We start from the raw sequence: 14,334 nt of genomic DNA on the forward strand, positions 1-14,334 counted from the left end.
ATAACCGCCCACATTCGGGTTGACAGGCCCCAAAATAACTTCGTGTCCGCAAACACCCCGCTGGGCGGGGGGGGGGGGGGGCCCCCCGGGGGGGGGGGGGGGGCCCCCCCCCCCCCCCCGGCCCCCGGACGCCCATGTGACGCAGGGCCCACGGTGTGGGCCCACAGCAATCCATCCCCACAGCACGGAGTCAGGAAGATGACAAAACGCGCCTCGGACGTGTCCGGGAGCCCGCCCAGGCGACACGGCACCTACACCCTCGCGCCGTTGGTGCTCATCGCGGCCAATGTCGTGCTCTTCGCACTGTTCTTCGTGTGGCCGGCGGTGATCGGGCTCGTCTACTCCTTCACGAACTACACGGGAGTGGGGGCGTTCCAGTTCGTCGGACTGGACAACTACCAGAACCTGTTCGGCGACTCCACCTTCTACGACGCGCTGGCCCGGACGCTGCTCTACACCGTGCTCGTCGTGCCGCTGAACTTCGTGCTCTCGCTGCTCATCGCCAACCTGTTGGTGAGCAACCAGGCCAAGGGCAAGTCGGTCGCCCGGGTCATCTTCTTCGTGCCGTGGCTCATCTCGCCCATCGTCGTGGGTGTGCTGTGGCGGTGGCTGTTCGGCGAGAACTTCGGCCTGATCAACTACGTCATCGAGAAGCTCGGCGGCCACGAGATCGCGTGGCAGTCGAACGCGGACCTCTCGCTGGGCGTCGTGGTCATGGCCGGCGCCTGGTGGGGCACGGCCTTCTCGATGCTGCTGTTCATAGCCGCGATCAAGAACGTGCCCACCTCGTACTACGAGGCCGCCTCGCTCGACGGCGCGGGCCCCTGGCGCCAGTTCGTCAGCATCACGCTGCCGAGCATCGCGCCCACCTCGTTCATCGTCATCCTCCTCAACACGATCAACGCGATGAAGGAGTACCCGCTCTTCCTCTCGCTCAACAGCGGTGGACCGGGAACGTCGAACAACCTGCTCGTCCAGTACATCTACCAGACCGGCTTCAACCGGGGCCAGATCGGCTACGCGAGCGCCGCGTCGTTCGTGCTCATGATCATCCTGATGGCCGTCGCGATCATCCAGCTGATCGTCAACCGGCGGATGGAGAACCGATGACAACCACAGACACGCCGCGTCCGGCCGACGCCGGCTCCGCACCGGCCGTCTCCAAGAAGCCGTCCCGCCGCGGGAGCGGGGAGCTTCGGCGCGCGGTGCCCGCGACGACACTGCTGTGGGTCCTGGCGGTCCTCTACGGACTGCCGGTCCTCTGGTTCGTCCTCAGCTCCTTCAAGCCGGCCGGGGACCTGTTCTCCCTTCCGCTGACCGTGTTCCCGCACCACCCCACCCTGTCGGGCTACTCGGAGGCGTGGCGCAGCGCCAACTTCTCCCAGTACTTCATCAACACGGCCCTCGTGTGCGTGATCACGACGATCCTCACGGTGGGAGTCAGCTGCTGCACCGGCTACGCGCTGGCCAAGTACGACAACAAGTGGCTCAAGGCCTTCTTCCTCTGCATCCTGGCCACCACGATGCTGCCGTCCGAGGTCATGCTCGCCCCCGAGTTCCTGGTGGTCCGCAACCTGGGCCTCTACAACTCGTTCGCCGGCATCATCCTGCCGGCCGTGCTCACCGCGACCGGATGCTTCATGTTCCGCCAGTTCTTCCTGACGGTCCCCGACGAACTCGTCGAGGCCGCCCGGATCGACGGCGCGCGTGAACTGTCGATCTTCCTGCGGATCATGGTGCCGATCTCCCGGCCCATCATGCTGACGCTCGCCATCCTGTCCTTCCAGTGGCGCTGGAACGACTACATCTGGCCGCTGCTGATGCTGAACGACCCCAGCAAGTTCACCGTGCAGATCGGCATCCAGAGCCTCGTCGGCGCGCAGAACATCAACTGGTCGGTACTGCTCGGCGGATCGGTCATCTCCATGATCCCGCTGATCGCCGTCTTCCTGGTGTTCCAGCGTTACGTCATGAACGCCGACATCAACGCCGGACTGAAGGACTGACCTTGCCCACCCAGCTCGACCACGAGTTCGTCCGCGCGGCGGCGGCCGCCGCCGACCGGTCGGCCGCCCCGCTGGCGGCCGGACCCGACCAGGAACCCACCGGTGTCACACACCGCGCCCTGGCGCACCGGGTGAAGACTCTGGTCGCGGCGTACCGGTCCCCGGACTCGGCACTGCACGGCAGCGAACGTGCCGTCGCCGCGGCCACGGCCCACCTCCGCGCCCTGCGGGCCGCGCAGACCGCCACCGGCCTCTTCGCCGGCGGCGACAACGTGCAGTCACCGCCGGACTCCGCGTTCACCGTGAACGACGTGTGCGACGCCCACGTCCTCGCCGCCGGCGCGGGGCCGGAACTGCGCGACGTCACCGCCGCGCTCGCCGAGATCGCCGGCGCCGCCACCGGGAGCCTGCTGACCGGTGGCGTGCACACGCCGAACCACCGCTGGGAGCTCAGCGCCGCGCTGGCCCGGCTGCACCGGTCGTTCCCGGACGGCCGGCTGCTCGACCGGGTGGCCCAGTGGCTCGCCGAGGGCGTCGACATCGACGCGGAGGGCCTGTACTCGGAGCGGAGCGCCAACTACGCGGTCCACGTCTCCAACCCCTCGCTGCTGCTGCTCGCCGACGTCCTCGGCCGCACCGACCTCGCGGACGCCGTCGAACGCAACCTCGCCGCGACCCTGGAGCTCATCCTGCCGGACGGCACGGTGGAGACCGTCCACTCGCGACGGCAGGACCAGGGCCACCCGTTCCCGCTGGCGCCCTACCTGCGGCACTACCGGCTGCTCGCGATCCGCACCGGCCGGGGCGACTTCAGCCGGGCGGCACGGCTGGCGGCCGCCGGCGGCATCGACGACCCCGACCTGCTCGCCGAGACCCTCCTCACCCCGGACCTGTGCCGCACACTGCCCGCACCGGCCCCGGAGACACTGCCCCGCGCCGGGTACCTCGGCACCGCGGGCCTGGCCTCCCGCGCCTCGGCCCGCGCGCACACGGTGGTCTACGGCGGCTCCGACGTGCCCGAGCACCGCCGCATCCGCTCCGGCCTCGCCTGCGACCCCACCTTCCTGCGCCTGTTCGCCGGCGACGCCGTCCTCGACGCGGTCCGCCTCTCCCGGGGCTTCTTCGACCTCGGCCCGTTCCGCGCGGCCGGCCTGCGGCGGCTCGCCGACGACCGGTACCTGCTCACCGAGACCCTCACGGCCGCCTACTACCAGCCGCTCCCGCCGGAGCACCATCGCGAGGACGGCGCCTACCGGCTGGCGGACGAGGGCCGCTTCTCGGCCTCGATGGCCTTCCAGGACCGGCCCCGGGACGAGGTCTCGCACACCACCCGTGTCGAGGTGGACCTGCGGGAGGACGGCGCCGACCTGCGGATCGACATCAGCGGACCCCGGGTGCCCTGGGCGCTCGAACTGACCTTCCGGCCGGGCGGCGTGCCGGAGGGCGCCGTGCCGACGGGCGACGGACGCTGGTGCCTGCCGGCCGGCCCGATGACCTACCGGGCCGGTGACGACGGGATCCGGGTCGAGACCGTCGTCGAGGCGGGCGAACCGCTCGCCGGACCGGAGCGGGGCGAGGTACTGCGCTACGACCCGGGGCAGGACCACACCGTGGTGGGCGGCACCGACGCGACGACGGGCAACCGTGTCTACATCGGCGGGCAGGGCCCGCAGAGACTGACCGTCGCACTGCGCGCCGTCCGGCCCGCACCCGTCCGCTGACCCCGACGACCCCCACCACGGCCACCTCCGGCACGAAGGGCTGACCTCCTCCGATGCACCTGCCGCGCCAGCTCGGCCCGCTGCACGACCTGCCGTCCACCCCCGAGGCCTACGACGCGGTCCTCGCCGACGTCACCGCCCAGGCCCTGGCCCGCCTCACCCCCGAGGGAAACCTCGAACACCCCGACGCCGACGACGACATCGGCGACACCTCGCTCGGCGTCACCTCCCTGCTCGCCCTCGCCTGGCAGCGCGGGAGGGACCCGAGGCTGCCCGAGGCGGTCCACCGCAGCATCGCCTTCCACCTGCGCGAGCGCGTCCACACCGAGGACAACCCGGGCTATCCCAACCTCCGGATCCGCGGCTCCGGGTTCCCCCACGCCCGTTACGTGCTCGCGCCGGGCGCGCACCCGATCGGCGACTGGCCCAGCACCGTGTGGGCGCTGCTCCAGGCGGTGAACCTCCTCGACCTGGCCGACGGTCTCGTCGCCGACGACCAGCGCCCGGCACTGACCGAGCTGGGCCGCGGCTACTGGCGCTGGCTGACCGAGGCCACCTTCTTCAACCCGCAGGAGGCCGGCAACCAGGCGATCGGCTGCGTGGTCGGCGGGCTGATGCTGGCCCGCCACCTCCCCGCCGAGGAGGCGGAGCGGGTCCGCGAGCGGGCGCTCGGCCTGTACACCGACCGCATCCGCGCCCACCGCGTCCTCGACCGGGGCGCCCTGCTGCCCCCGGAGCACGGCGGCGCCTACGACAACAACTACGGCCCGATCTCCCTCTCCTTCCTCGCCCAGGCCCACCGGGTCAGCGGCGCCGCGATGTTCGCCGAGGACGGCGAGGCGCTCGCCCGGTACATCGACGCCCGCCTGCCGAACGGCGGCTACGACAACGGCGGCCCCCGCTACAGCGAACAGCACTCCGGCTTCGAGTCCGTCCTCGGCCTGCGCTACTTCGGCGCCCGGATCGGCGCCGACCTCGGCCGCTACCGCGGCGACACCCGCTGGGGCCGGTACGCCGTCAGGTCCGACGGCGGTGTCGACGGGCACTTCGCCTGGATGCTGGTCTGGCAGATCCAGGACACCACCCCCTGGCACCGCGCCCCGTCCACCGCCGAGGCCCGCCACCAGCTCCGCGCCGGCACCGTCTCGGTGGCCTTCGACAGCCGGATGACCCCGGCGCTGGTCGAGGCGGGCGGCACCTACTACCTCCCGGCCGCGGTCGGCCGGCAGCACGGCTTCGGGCCCGTCCTGGACGGCTTCGTGCACTGCCGGCCGATGGGCGAGGTCCGGGTCCGGGACGTCCGCGCCGGCGGACTGCGGGCCAAGCTGGTCGGCAAGCCCGTCGTGGGCCGCGACCAGGTACTGCGCCGGGTGCGCTCGCTGTACGTCACGGACGGCACCCGCCTGTGGGTGACGGTCGCCCTCGAACACCTCGACGGGTCGCCGTACCTGCTGGCCGGGCTGCCCTACGCGGCCGACGACGGGGACCGGGTGCGCCGGGTCGCCGAGGGCGAGATCGTCTCGGCGGGCCCGCTGCGCCTCACCCACCCCGCCCGGCAGGACGCCGACCACTTCGACGCGCGCGCCGAACTCACCCAGGAACAGGCCGCGTTCGCCCTCGCCGACGACCCGCGCGGATACGGCGACCCGGACCGGGGCTGGAGCCGTCTGGTCGCCTCGACGGCGTACGAGGCAGGGCCGGTGCCGGACGCGCCTCGGCACCTGCGGGTGTTCGCCGTGCGGTACGGACCCGGCGGTGACTTCACCCCGTCGTTCGAGGGCGATCTGACCGTGCGCACCGAGGCGTTCACGGCCGTCGTCGGACCCGACGACCCGGCCGGCGTCCCCGGCCTCACCCTCACCGCCGGGTAGGCTCCGGCCGGTTCAGCGGCTGCCCGCGTCGTACGGCGCGGGCAGCGCCGTCCGCGGAACCACCAGGTCCGCCCGGTCCCGGGTGGCCGCGACCAGGTCGGCGTTGAGCTGGTCGGTGCCCGCGACCCAGGCCACGGCCGCCGCGTGCGGCTTGCCGAACTCCTCGTGCCGGGCCACCAGCCGCCGTATCCGCTCGGTCTCGTCGATCTCGCAGAACCACACCTCGTCCAGGGCCGGCCGCACCCGCGCCCACGGGCCGTCCGTGAGCAGCAGGTAGTTGCCCTCCGTCACCACCAGCCGGGCCGAGGGCGGCACCGGGACCGCGCCCGCGAGCGGCTGCTCCAGCACCCGCTCGAAGCCCGGCGCGTACACCACCTCGGCGGTGTCCTCGCGCAGCCTGCGCAGCAGCGCCGCGTACCCGCCCGCGTCGAAGGTCGCCGGCGCGCCCTTGCGGTCCCTCAGGCCGAGCCGCTCCAGCTCGGCGTCGGCCAGGTGGAAGCCGTCCATCGGCACCTGCGCGGCCCACGGCTCGCCGGTGCCGTTCAGCTCCCGCACCAGATGCTCGGCCAGGGTCGTCTTGCCGGCGCCGGGGCTGCCCGCCACACCGAGGAGCACGCGCGGCCCGCGGGCGGCGAGGGAGCGGGCGCGGTCGAGGAGATCGTCGAAAGTCAGCGGCACGGGGAAAGTCTGACACCGCGTGGCCGCGCTAGGTCAGCCCGCTCCACAGCAGCCCGACCAGGTCGCCCGTCGCGTCCACCGCGAAGAGGGCCGGCACCGCGCCCAGGGCGAGGACGGCCGCTGCGGCGGACCACAGCTGCGGGGGCGGGGTGGTCTGCAGGGCCGCGATCCGCCGGGTGACCGCCCGGTCGGTGAAGTTCAGTCCGCACGCAGGGCGGACGCGGCCCGCGCACAGCGCCGCCCGGGCCAGCGCGCGTGCGGTGGCGCCCCGGTCCCCGACGTCGGCCGCCGCCTGCTCGTCCGCCCAGCGCTCGACCAGGAAGGCCACCGCCGAACGGACCGGGCCGAGCAGCGGGTTGGCGGCGGCCGCGAGCGTCGCCGCCGTCACCACCCGGCCGTGCCGGTGCGCCAGGTGCGCCCGCTCGTGCGCCAGCAGCACCCGGCGCTCCGGCGGCGCCAGCGCGCCCAGCATCGCCGAGGTGACCAGGATCCGGCCCGGCCGCCCCGGGATCGCGAACGCCCGCGGCACCTCGGAGGCGGCCACCACCAGCTCGGTGTCCCGGGGCTGCCCCTCGCACAGCTTCCGCAGCGCCCGCCGGGTACGGCGCTCGGCGCGCACCGCCCGCTGCACCCGCCAGACCACCACGGCCAGCGCGACACACGCGGCCACGCCGATCACCTCGGGCACCGGGTCGGCCAGCCGCCGGCCGTCCTCCCGGGCCTCGCGGACCACCGGCGGCGCGTCGCCCAGCAGGGCGGTGGTCAGCAGGACGAGGGACCAGGTGGTCGCGGCGGCGGTCAGCACGGCGGCGGACGTCAGCACCCGCGCGGCCAGCGCCGGTGCGACGCGCCGCCCGATCACCGGACTGACCACCGGCAGCAACAGGGAGACCAGCAGCGGGGTGTAGACGTCGAACCTCATGCGCCGCCCCCGGCGAACAGCTTCCGCAGCGCCCGCTCCTCCTCCGGGCTGAGCCCGGACACGAACTGCTGGAGCGCCGCGATCGGGTCCGGGCCCCGGTCCAGGGCCTCGTGCATGGCCTCGGCGGTCAGCTCGGCCGCGTTCTTCGCCGGCCGGTACGCGCCGCGCCGCCCGTCCGCGTCCCGGAGCACCAGCCCCTTGTCGTACAGCCGCTTCAGGATGGTGTGCACCGTGTTGTACGCCAGGCCGCCGCCGATGTCGGACTGGATCTCGGCCGGGGTCAGCGGCCGTTCGGTGGCCCAGAGCGCCGCCAGGACCTCGCTCTCCAGCTCTCCGGCGCTGCGCCGCTCCGCCCTGCCGCGGGACCCTGTGCCAGCCATGGCACAACCTTACAGCGCGTAGTGCCGCCGCCCGCATGGACGTACCGGTGCTGCGAACCCCCACCCGACCAGGCTATTTTGACCATGTTTGTGGTTGATCGCCGCCCGGGGCCGCATCGGCCTGTAAGGTGGTTGACCCTACAGGCTGTAGGGCGCGAAGGGGGTGGGCAGAGGGTGGACGCACTCGACGGCCGCACACACGAACACCCTTCTGTACGGTGCCGGACCGCCGGTCCACTCATGACCGCCCCGCCCGGCGTCCCGGCCGCCCCCGGCCGCACCCGCGTCTACTGGCGGACCGGCGTCTGCCTCGCCCTCCTGCTGTGCGCGCTCTACCTGGTCCGGCGGCACTGGCCGACCGTGGAGCACGGAGCGGTCCGGCTCGCCGGCGCCGACCGGGGATGGCTGCTCGTGGCGGCCACCGCCGCGGTCGGGACCTGGGTCTCCTCCGCACTCGCCCAGCAGGGCGCGGTCGCCCGCCGGCTGCCCGGCCGGCGCCTGGTCGCCGCGCAGTTCGCCGCCTCGGCCGCCAACCACCTGCTGCCCGCAGGACTCGGCGCGGGCGCGGTGAACCTCAGGTTCCTGATGCGCTGCGGGCTCCCGCCCGGCCGCGGCGCGTCGGCCCTCGCGGTCAAGGCCGGCGCCGGCGCCGCGGTCCGGCTCGTCCTCATCGCCGCACTCGTGCCCGCCTGCCCCGGCCTGCTGCGCATCCCGCGGGTGTCCCCGGCCGCCGTCCTCGGCGCCGCCGCCGCGGCCGTCCTCCTCGCGCTGCTGCTCCGGAACCGGCTGTGGCCGCGCTGCCGGGGAGCGGTGGCCGCCGTCGTGGCCGACATCCGGGCCGTGCACGCCCGCCCGGCCCGCGCGGCCGCGCTGTGGGGCGGCTCGCTGGCCTTCGCCACGCTGCACGCGATGGTCCTCGTCGCCGTCACCCGTGCCGTCGAACTCCCCCTGCCTCCGGCCCGGGTGGCGCTGCTCTACCTCGCCGCCAGCGGCGCCGCCGCGCTGCTGCCCACCCCGGGCGGCCTCGGCTCGCTCGACGCGGCCCTCGCCCTCGCCCTCACCGCCTCCGGCGTCCCGGGCGCCGCGGCCGCCTCCGCCGTGCTCGGCTACCGGCTGCTGACCGTGTGGCTGCCGCTGCTCCCGGGCCTGCTGGTGCTCGGGCTGCTGGTGCGGCGCCGGGCGCTGTGACCCGCGGGGCGTTTCCCGGCGGCCCGCATCAGGTAGGAGTCGGACGGCGCGGGCCGGCCACCGGAGGCCCGCACGGGAGGGGAGCGGCATGGCAGCGAACGGCAACGACACCGCCGGCCGGCTCGGGGCGGAGTTCTTCACGCCCGGTACCTCGTCCTTCGCGCGGTTCCTCGCCGGCCACCGGCCCGCACTGCTGCCCACCCGCAGCCCGCTGCCCGACGGCACGGCCGCCGCGCCGGACGCCTTCCCGCACGGCACCACCGTCCTCGCCCTCGCCTACCGCGACGGGGTGCTGATCGCCGGGGACCGGCGGGCCACCATGGGCAACCTGATCGCCCGGCGCGACCTGGAGAAGGTCCACCCCGCCGACGACCACACGGCCGTCGCCTTCGCCGGCACCGTCGGGCTCGCCCTCGACATGGTCAGGCTCTACCAGGTCGAACTCACCCACTTCGAGAAGATCGAGGGCGTCGCGATGACCCTCGACGGCAAGGCCCGCCGGCTCGCCGGAATGATCCGCGAGAACCTCGGCCAGGCCATGCAGGGCCTCGCCGTCGTCCCGCTGCTCGCGGGCTACGACACCAGGGCGCCCAAGGGCCGGCGCGGCCGCATCTTCGGCTTCGACGTGGTCGGCGGGCTCTACGAGAAGCGCGCGTTCCACGCCGAGGGAAGCGGCTCGCCCTATGCCGGCGGCGCGCTGAAGAAGCTGTACCGCCCCGGCCTCGGCCGCCGGGACGCCGCCCGCACCGCGCTCCAGGCGCTCCACGACGCGGCCGACGACGACTCGGCCACCGGCGGCCCCGACCTCAACCGCCGTATCTTCCCGCAGGTCTCGGTCGTCACGGAGGCCGGCTTCGAACGGCTGCCGGAGTCCGAGACGGAGGAGCTGGCCCGGGAGACGGTCGACCAGCGCCGCGCCCGCCCGGACGGACCGGCCGCCGCGCCCTGAGTCACCGCGCGCGCCGCCCGCCCTCCGGTACGCCGTCCCGGGCGCCGGGGTCCGGACCCCACCTGGCCGCCACGCTCACCCAGGCCAGGAGCCAGCCGGCCGCGAACAGCCAGCCGCCGAGCACGTCACTGGCCCAGTGCACGCCGAGGAACACCCGGGTGAGCCCGACGGCGAGCCCCCAGCAGACGGCGGCCGCCGCGAGCGACCGGCGGTTGTGCGGCGCCCGCAGGCACAGGGCGACGAGCAGCAGGCCCGCGGTCAGCGCGGCCGTGGTGCTGTGGCCGGAGGGGAACGACCAGCCGGACGCCTGCGCCTGCCAGTCGGCCTGCGGCGGCCGGGCGCGGGCGACCAGTTCCATCACGGCGTACCGCGCCGCCTGGCCCAGCGCGAGGCAGGCCGTGCCGAGCAGTGCGGCGACCGCCCGCTGCCGCCGGGTACGGCCGGTGAGCAGCCCGGCGAGCACGACCAGGGCGTACGGGACGGCCCCGGTGCCGGTCGCGGTGAGGCCCCGGGCGACGGCCACCGCCATGTCGGGGCGGTGGGCCAGGGACCAGGCCAGCAGCGTGCGGTCCACGGCGAGCGGGGCGCCGTGGCGGCCGGCCACGGCCAGGGCCAGCACCGTGAACGCCGCCCACGCGCCCAGCGCCGCGCTCCCCGCCGCCTCCGCGGTCTTCCTGCGGTCCATGACGTCGGAGCCGGCCCTTTCGGTGCGGTGCGCGGAACGCCGTCGGTCCGTACCCAGACGGTCTACTCGACTGTAGACGATCGAGGCCCCGCCGGCCCGGTCGGGCGCGCGGGTCCGTGTCCGTTCACGGCTTTTGCCGCACCATTGCCTGTTCATGACCGACCGACTACACGTGTGTAGTCATCATGGTCGACGGAAGTAAGGCATGCCTTCACTAAGTTCGAGCCGCAGGGCGGGGACGGGCCTGCCGGGGAGGGCAGCGACGGATGTGGGACGACGCGTTTCCGAGTTTCCTGATCGGGCTGAGGGAAGGCCTTGAGGCCGGCCTCATCGTCTCGATCCTGGTCGCCACCCTGGTCCGGGCCGGGGCCCGGCAACGGCTGCCGCAGGTGTGGACCGGAGTGCTGGCGGCGATCGCGCTGGCGATGAGCTTCGGCGCGGTGCTCACCTTCACCGCGGCCTCGCTCTCCGCCACGGCCCAGGAGGCCTTCGGCGGCACCCTCAGCGTGATCGCGGTCGCCTTCGTCACCGCGATGGTCTTCTGGATGCGCCGCTCGGCCCGCGGTCTGTCCGGCGAGATCAGGGAGAAGGTGACCGGGGCGCTGGCCATGGGCTCGGGCGTGCTGGTCCTGACGTCCTTCCTCGCGGTCGGCCGGGAAGGGCTGGAGACCGCGCTGTTCCTGTGGACGACGGCGCGTGCGGCCGGCGAGTCGGCGGGGCCGCTGGCCGGCGCCGGCATCGGGCTGGTCCTGGCGGCGGGCCTGTGCTGGGGGCTGTACCGCCGGGTCCTGAGGATCAACCTCACGCGGTTCTTCACCCGCACCGGCGCCGTCCTCGTCGTGATCGCGGCCGGCGTCCTCGGCTACGGCCTGCGCGACCTCCAGGAGGGCGGCGTCCTCCCCGGCGGCACCGCGTACGCCCTCGACCTCGGCGGCAGCGTCGACGCGGGCTCCTGGTACAGCACCCTCCTCCAGGGCGTCCTCAACATCACCCCCACGATGACCTGGCTCCAGACGACCGCCTACGTCACCTACCTGACGATCGTCATGACCCTCTTCGTCCGCGGAGTACGCACGCCGACCCCCGCCGGGACCACCACCGCAACCGCCCCTGCGACGCGGGCCGCACCGGAGACGGGCGTCCGGGAGCCCGCGCCGGAGGCCGACGCCGAGCCGCGCGACGGGCGGCCCGGATCGCAGTCCGCTCGCCGGTCACCCGACGGGGATCGCGGATCGGGGGCCGGCGCCGAGGCCGAGCCCGCGACGACCGGCGGGACCCCCGGGGCGCGGCCCGCGCCGGAGCCGTCCCGCGGGCAGGCCGGGCCGGAGGGCGCCGACGGCAGGTCCCGGAAGGGGCTGTGGGGGCGGCGGCCGGGATGGGTCGTGCCGGTGGCCGTGGTCGTGGTGCCCGTGGTGGCCGCGGGCGGCGTCGTCGCGTTCGCGCGGCCGAAGCCCGGCGGCGGTCAGACCGTGGCCGTGTCGCAGACCGAGTGCGGCAAGGGGTTCACCGCGCCGAAGACGGGCCGGCAGACCTTCAGGATGCGCAACACCGGCAGCAGGACCGCCGAGGTGTATCTGATCGACCCTGGCACCGACGCGGTCTACGGCGAGGTCGAGGGCCTCGCCCCCGGCACCACCCGCGACCTCGTCGCCACCGTCGCCGGCGGCACCTACGCCTGGCGCTGCGTGCCGTCCAGCGGCAAGGCCGTCACCTCCGGCCCGGTCACCGTCAGCGGCGGCGGAAGCGGCGCCAAGGCGGTCGTACCGGTCTCGGAGAAAGACCTCGCCGCGCCGCTGAAGACCTACCGCGCGTACGTCGACCGGGGGCTGGCCACCCTCGTCGCCCAGACCCGCGCCCTCGACACCGACATCGAGCGCGGCCACCTCGCCAAGGCCCGCACCGACTGGCTGACCGCCCACCTCACCTACTCCTCCCTCGGCGCCGCCTACGGCACCTTCGAGGACTTCGACCAGAAGATCAACGGCCGCGCCGACGGCCTCGCGGGCGGTGTGCACGACAAGGACTTCGCCGGGTTCCACCGGCTGGAGTACGGGCTGTGGCACGGGCAGCCGGCGGCCGTGCTGAAGGCCCCGGCACGGGCGCTCGCCGACGCGGCCGCCGGACTGCGCAGGGCGTTCCCGACCCAGGACTTCGACCCCGGCGACCTGCCGCTGCGGGCCCACGAGATCCTGGAGAACACCCTCCAGTTCGAGCTGACCGCCGACACCGACGAGGGCAGCGGCACCAACCTCGCCACCGCGAACGCCAACCTCGACGGCACCCGCGAGCTGCTCACCGTACTGAAGCCGCTGCTGACCACCCGCGCGCCCGAGCTGCTGCCGGCCGTCGACGCCGACATCGCCCGCCTGCAAAAGCTGCTCGACACCGAGCACCGGGACGGCACCTGGACCCCGGTCCGGAAGCTCGACGCGGCCACCCGGCAGCGGATCGACGGCGCCACCGGCCAACTGCTGGAGGACCTCTCCCCGGTGCCCGACCTCCTGGAGATCAGGAAGTCCGCCTGATGCACACCGCCGACCACCAGCACCCGTACGACGAAGGGAACCCTCCGATGTCCGCTGCCGACACCCCGTCCTGCCCCATGGGCGCGGGCCGCCGCTCCTTCGTGCGGACCGCGCTCGGCGCCGGTGCCGCGGGCGCGGTCCTGGCCGGCGGCGGGTTCGCGCTGGGCCGGTCCGGCGGCACCGCCGAAGCCGCCGCCGACGGCACCGGCAGGGTCCCGTTCCACGGCACCCACCAGGCCGGCATCCTCACCCCGGCCCCGGCCGCCGCCACCTTCGTCTCCCTCGACGTCGTCGCCGACACCCGGCGGGAACTCGCCGACCTGCTGAGGACGATCACCGCGCGGGCCCGCCTCCTCACCTTTGGCGGCACCCCCGAGGACCTCGGCGTCGGCGCGCCGCCCTCCGACAACGGCATCCTCGGCCCCACGGTCCCCTCCGACGCGCTGACCGTCACCGTCGGCGTCGGCGCCTCCCTCTTCGACGACCGCTACGGCCTCGCCCGGTCCAGGCCGGTCCGGCTGACGCCGATGCGGACCTTCCCGAACGACAACCTCGCCGCCGCCGAGTGCCACGGCGACCTCTCGCTCCAGATCTGCGCCGACAGCACCGACACCGTGCTGCACGCCCTGCGGGACATCGCCAAGCACACGCGCGGGGCCATGCAGATCAGATGGCGCGTCGACGGCTTCCAGAACGCCCCGCGCCCGACCGGCGCCCAGCGCAACCTGCTCGGTTTCAAGGACGGCATCGCCAACCCGGACGTGCACTCGGCCCGGGAGACCGACCGGCTGGTCTGGGTCGGCGCCGGACAGGGCGAGCCGGCCTGGACGGCGGGCGGCAGCTACCAGGTGATCCGGATCATCCGGATGCTCGTCGAGTTCTGGGACCGGGTCTCGCTCAGCGAGCAGGAGCTGATGTTCGGCCGCCGCAAGGACACCGGCGCCCCGCTGGACGGCACCGGGGAGACCGACGTCCCGAACTACGCCAAGGACCCGAAGGGCGACGCGATCCCGCTGGACGCCCACATCCGGCTCGCCAACCCGCGCACCCCGCGGACCGACGGCTCCCGCATCCTGCGCCGCGGCTACAACTACGACCGGGGCGTCGACGGGGTCGGCGACCTCGACATGGGGCTGGTCTTCTGCTGCTATCAGCAGGACGTCAAGCGCCAGTTCGAGGCCACCCAGACGCGGCTGATCGACGAGCCCCTCGTCGACTACATCTCACCGACCGGCGGCGGCTACTTCTTCGCCCTGCCCGGCGTGCGGAACGCGAAGGACTGGCTGGGCAGCGGCCTCCTGGGCGCCTGAGCGCCACGCGCGTCTTTACCCGTTCCTGGAACTCTCTTGGGAAAGGCCTGTCACCGGCTTTAGTGCGAATGATTTGCAAGTGCGGGAAGATGGCACAAG

12 protein-coding genes are annotated in these 14,334 nt (G+C 74.1%); 8 read left to right on the plus strand and 4 right to left on the minus strand.

Going from position 1 to position 14,334, the window contains the following annotated elements:
* The first annotated feature begins 198 nt into the window (after positions 1-198).
* Genes ACZ619_RS07955 through ACZ619_RS07970 form a run of 4 tightly spaced genes read left to right on the plus strand, consistent with a single transcriptional unit; the run spans position 199 to position 5,598 of the window.
* On the plus strand, positions 199-1,110 hold the full coding sequence (locus tag ACZ619_RS07955) for a carbohydrate ABC transporter permease (RefSeq protein WP_469595572.1): 912 nt from the start codon (positions 199-201) through the stop codon (positions 1,108-1,110).
* Positions 1,107-2,006, plus strand: a complete 900-nt coding sequence (locus ACZ619_RS07960; RefSeq protein ID WP_469595574.1) for a carbohydrate ABC transporter permease — start codon at positions 1,107-1,109, stop codon at positions 2,004-2,006. Before ACZ619_RS07955 ends, ACZ619_RS07960 begins: the two co-directional genes overlap by 4 nt.
* A gap of 2 nt (positions 2,007-2,008) precedes the next feature.
* Positions 2,009-3,727 (plus strand): hypothetical protein, encoded by a 1,719-nt coding sequence (locus tag ACZ619_RS07965; RefSeq protein ID WP_469595575.1) that lies wholly within the window; start codon positions 2,009-2,011, stop codon positions 3,725-3,727.
* A 53-nt stretch (positions 3,728-3,780) separates the two neighbouring features.
* Complete coding sequence (locus tag ACZ619_RS07970; RefSeq protein WP_469595577.1) at positions 3,781-5,598, plus strand: hypothetical protein; 1,818 nt, start codon at positions 3,781-3,783, stop codon at positions 5,596-5,598.
* Between the two features lie 12 nt (positions 5,599-5,610).
* Here the strand turns inward: ACZ619_RS07970 and ACZ619_RS07975 are convergent, their stop codons facing one another.
* The 3 genes from ACZ619_RS07975 to ACZ619_RS07985 are packed head-to-tail and all read right to left on the minus strand — an operon-like array spanning position 5,611 to position 7,578.
* Entirely contained in the window at positions 5,611-6,276 is a 666-nt protein-coding gene (locus tag ACZ619_RS07975) for a nucleoside/nucleotide kinase family protein (RefSeq protein WP_469595579.1), read from the minus strand.
* Between the two features lie 28 nt (positions 6,277-6,304).
* Complete coding sequence (locus tag ACZ619_RS07980; RefSeq protein WP_469595582.1) at positions 6,305-7,198, minus strand: M56 family metallopeptidase; 894 nt, start codon at positions 7,196-7,198, stop codon at positions 6,305-6,307.
* The gene (locus tag ACZ619_RS07985) at positions 7,195-7,578 is read right to left on the minus strand and encodes a BlaI/MecI/CopY family transcriptional regulator (RefSeq protein WP_469595585.1); all 384 of its coding nucleotides are present in this window, start codon (positions 7,576-7,578) and stop codon (positions 7,195-7,197) included. The genes ACZ619_RS07980 and ACZ619_RS07985 overlap by 4 nt, the downstream gene beginning before the upstream one ends.
* 240 nt (positions 7,579-7,818) lie before the next feature.
* Between ACZ619_RS07985 and ACZ619_RS07990 the strand changes: the two genes are divergently transcribed.
* Positions 7,819-8,766, plus strand: coding sequence for a lysylphosphatidylglycerol synthase domain-containing protein (locus ACZ619_RS07990; protein ID WP_469595587.1), 948 nt, complete (start codon positions 7,819-7,821; stop codon positions 8,764-8,766).
* 88 nt (positions 8,767-8,854) lie between these two features.
* Positions 8,855-9,715: a proteasome subunit beta gene (gene prcB, locus ACZ619_RS07995; protein WP_469595589.1), complete on the plus strand. Its 861-nt coding sequence runs from the start codon at positions 8,855-8,857 to the stop codon at positions 9,713-9,715.
* A 1-nt stretch (position 9,716) separates the two neighbouring features.
* Here prcB and ACZ619_RS08000 read toward each other — a convergent pair whose 3' ends face one another.
* Positions 9,717-10,400, minus strand: coding sequence for a phosphatase PAP2 family protein (locus tag ACZ619_RS08000; RefSeq protein WP_469595591.1), 684 nt, complete (start codon positions 10,398-10,400; stop codon positions 9,717-9,719).
* 266 nt (positions 10,401-10,666) lie between these two features.
* Here ACZ619_RS08000 and efeU point away from each other — a divergent pair, with 266 nt between their 5' ends.
* Together efeU and efeB are read left to right on the plus strand one after the other, a co-directional pair.
* On the plus strand, positions 10,667-12,925 hold the full coding sequence (gene efeU / locus ACZ619_RS08005; protein WP_469595593.1) for an iron uptake transporter permease EfeU: 2,259 nt from the start codon (positions 10,667-10,669) through the stop codon (positions 12,923-12,925).
* A 47-nt stretch (positions 12,926-12,972) separates the two neighbouring features.
* Positions 12,973-14,235 carry an iron uptake transporter deferrochelatase/peroxidase subunit gene (gene efeB, locus ACZ619_RS08010; RefSeq protein ID WP_469595595.1) on the plus strand — a complete coding sequence of 421 codons (1,263 nt, stop codon included), beginning with the start codon at positions 12,973-12,975 and terminating at the stop codon, positions 14,233-14,235.
* Positions 14,236-14,334: the final 99 nt, after the last annotated feature.

It is taken from the genome of Streptomyces sp. NPDC104367 (assembly GCF_055583825.1).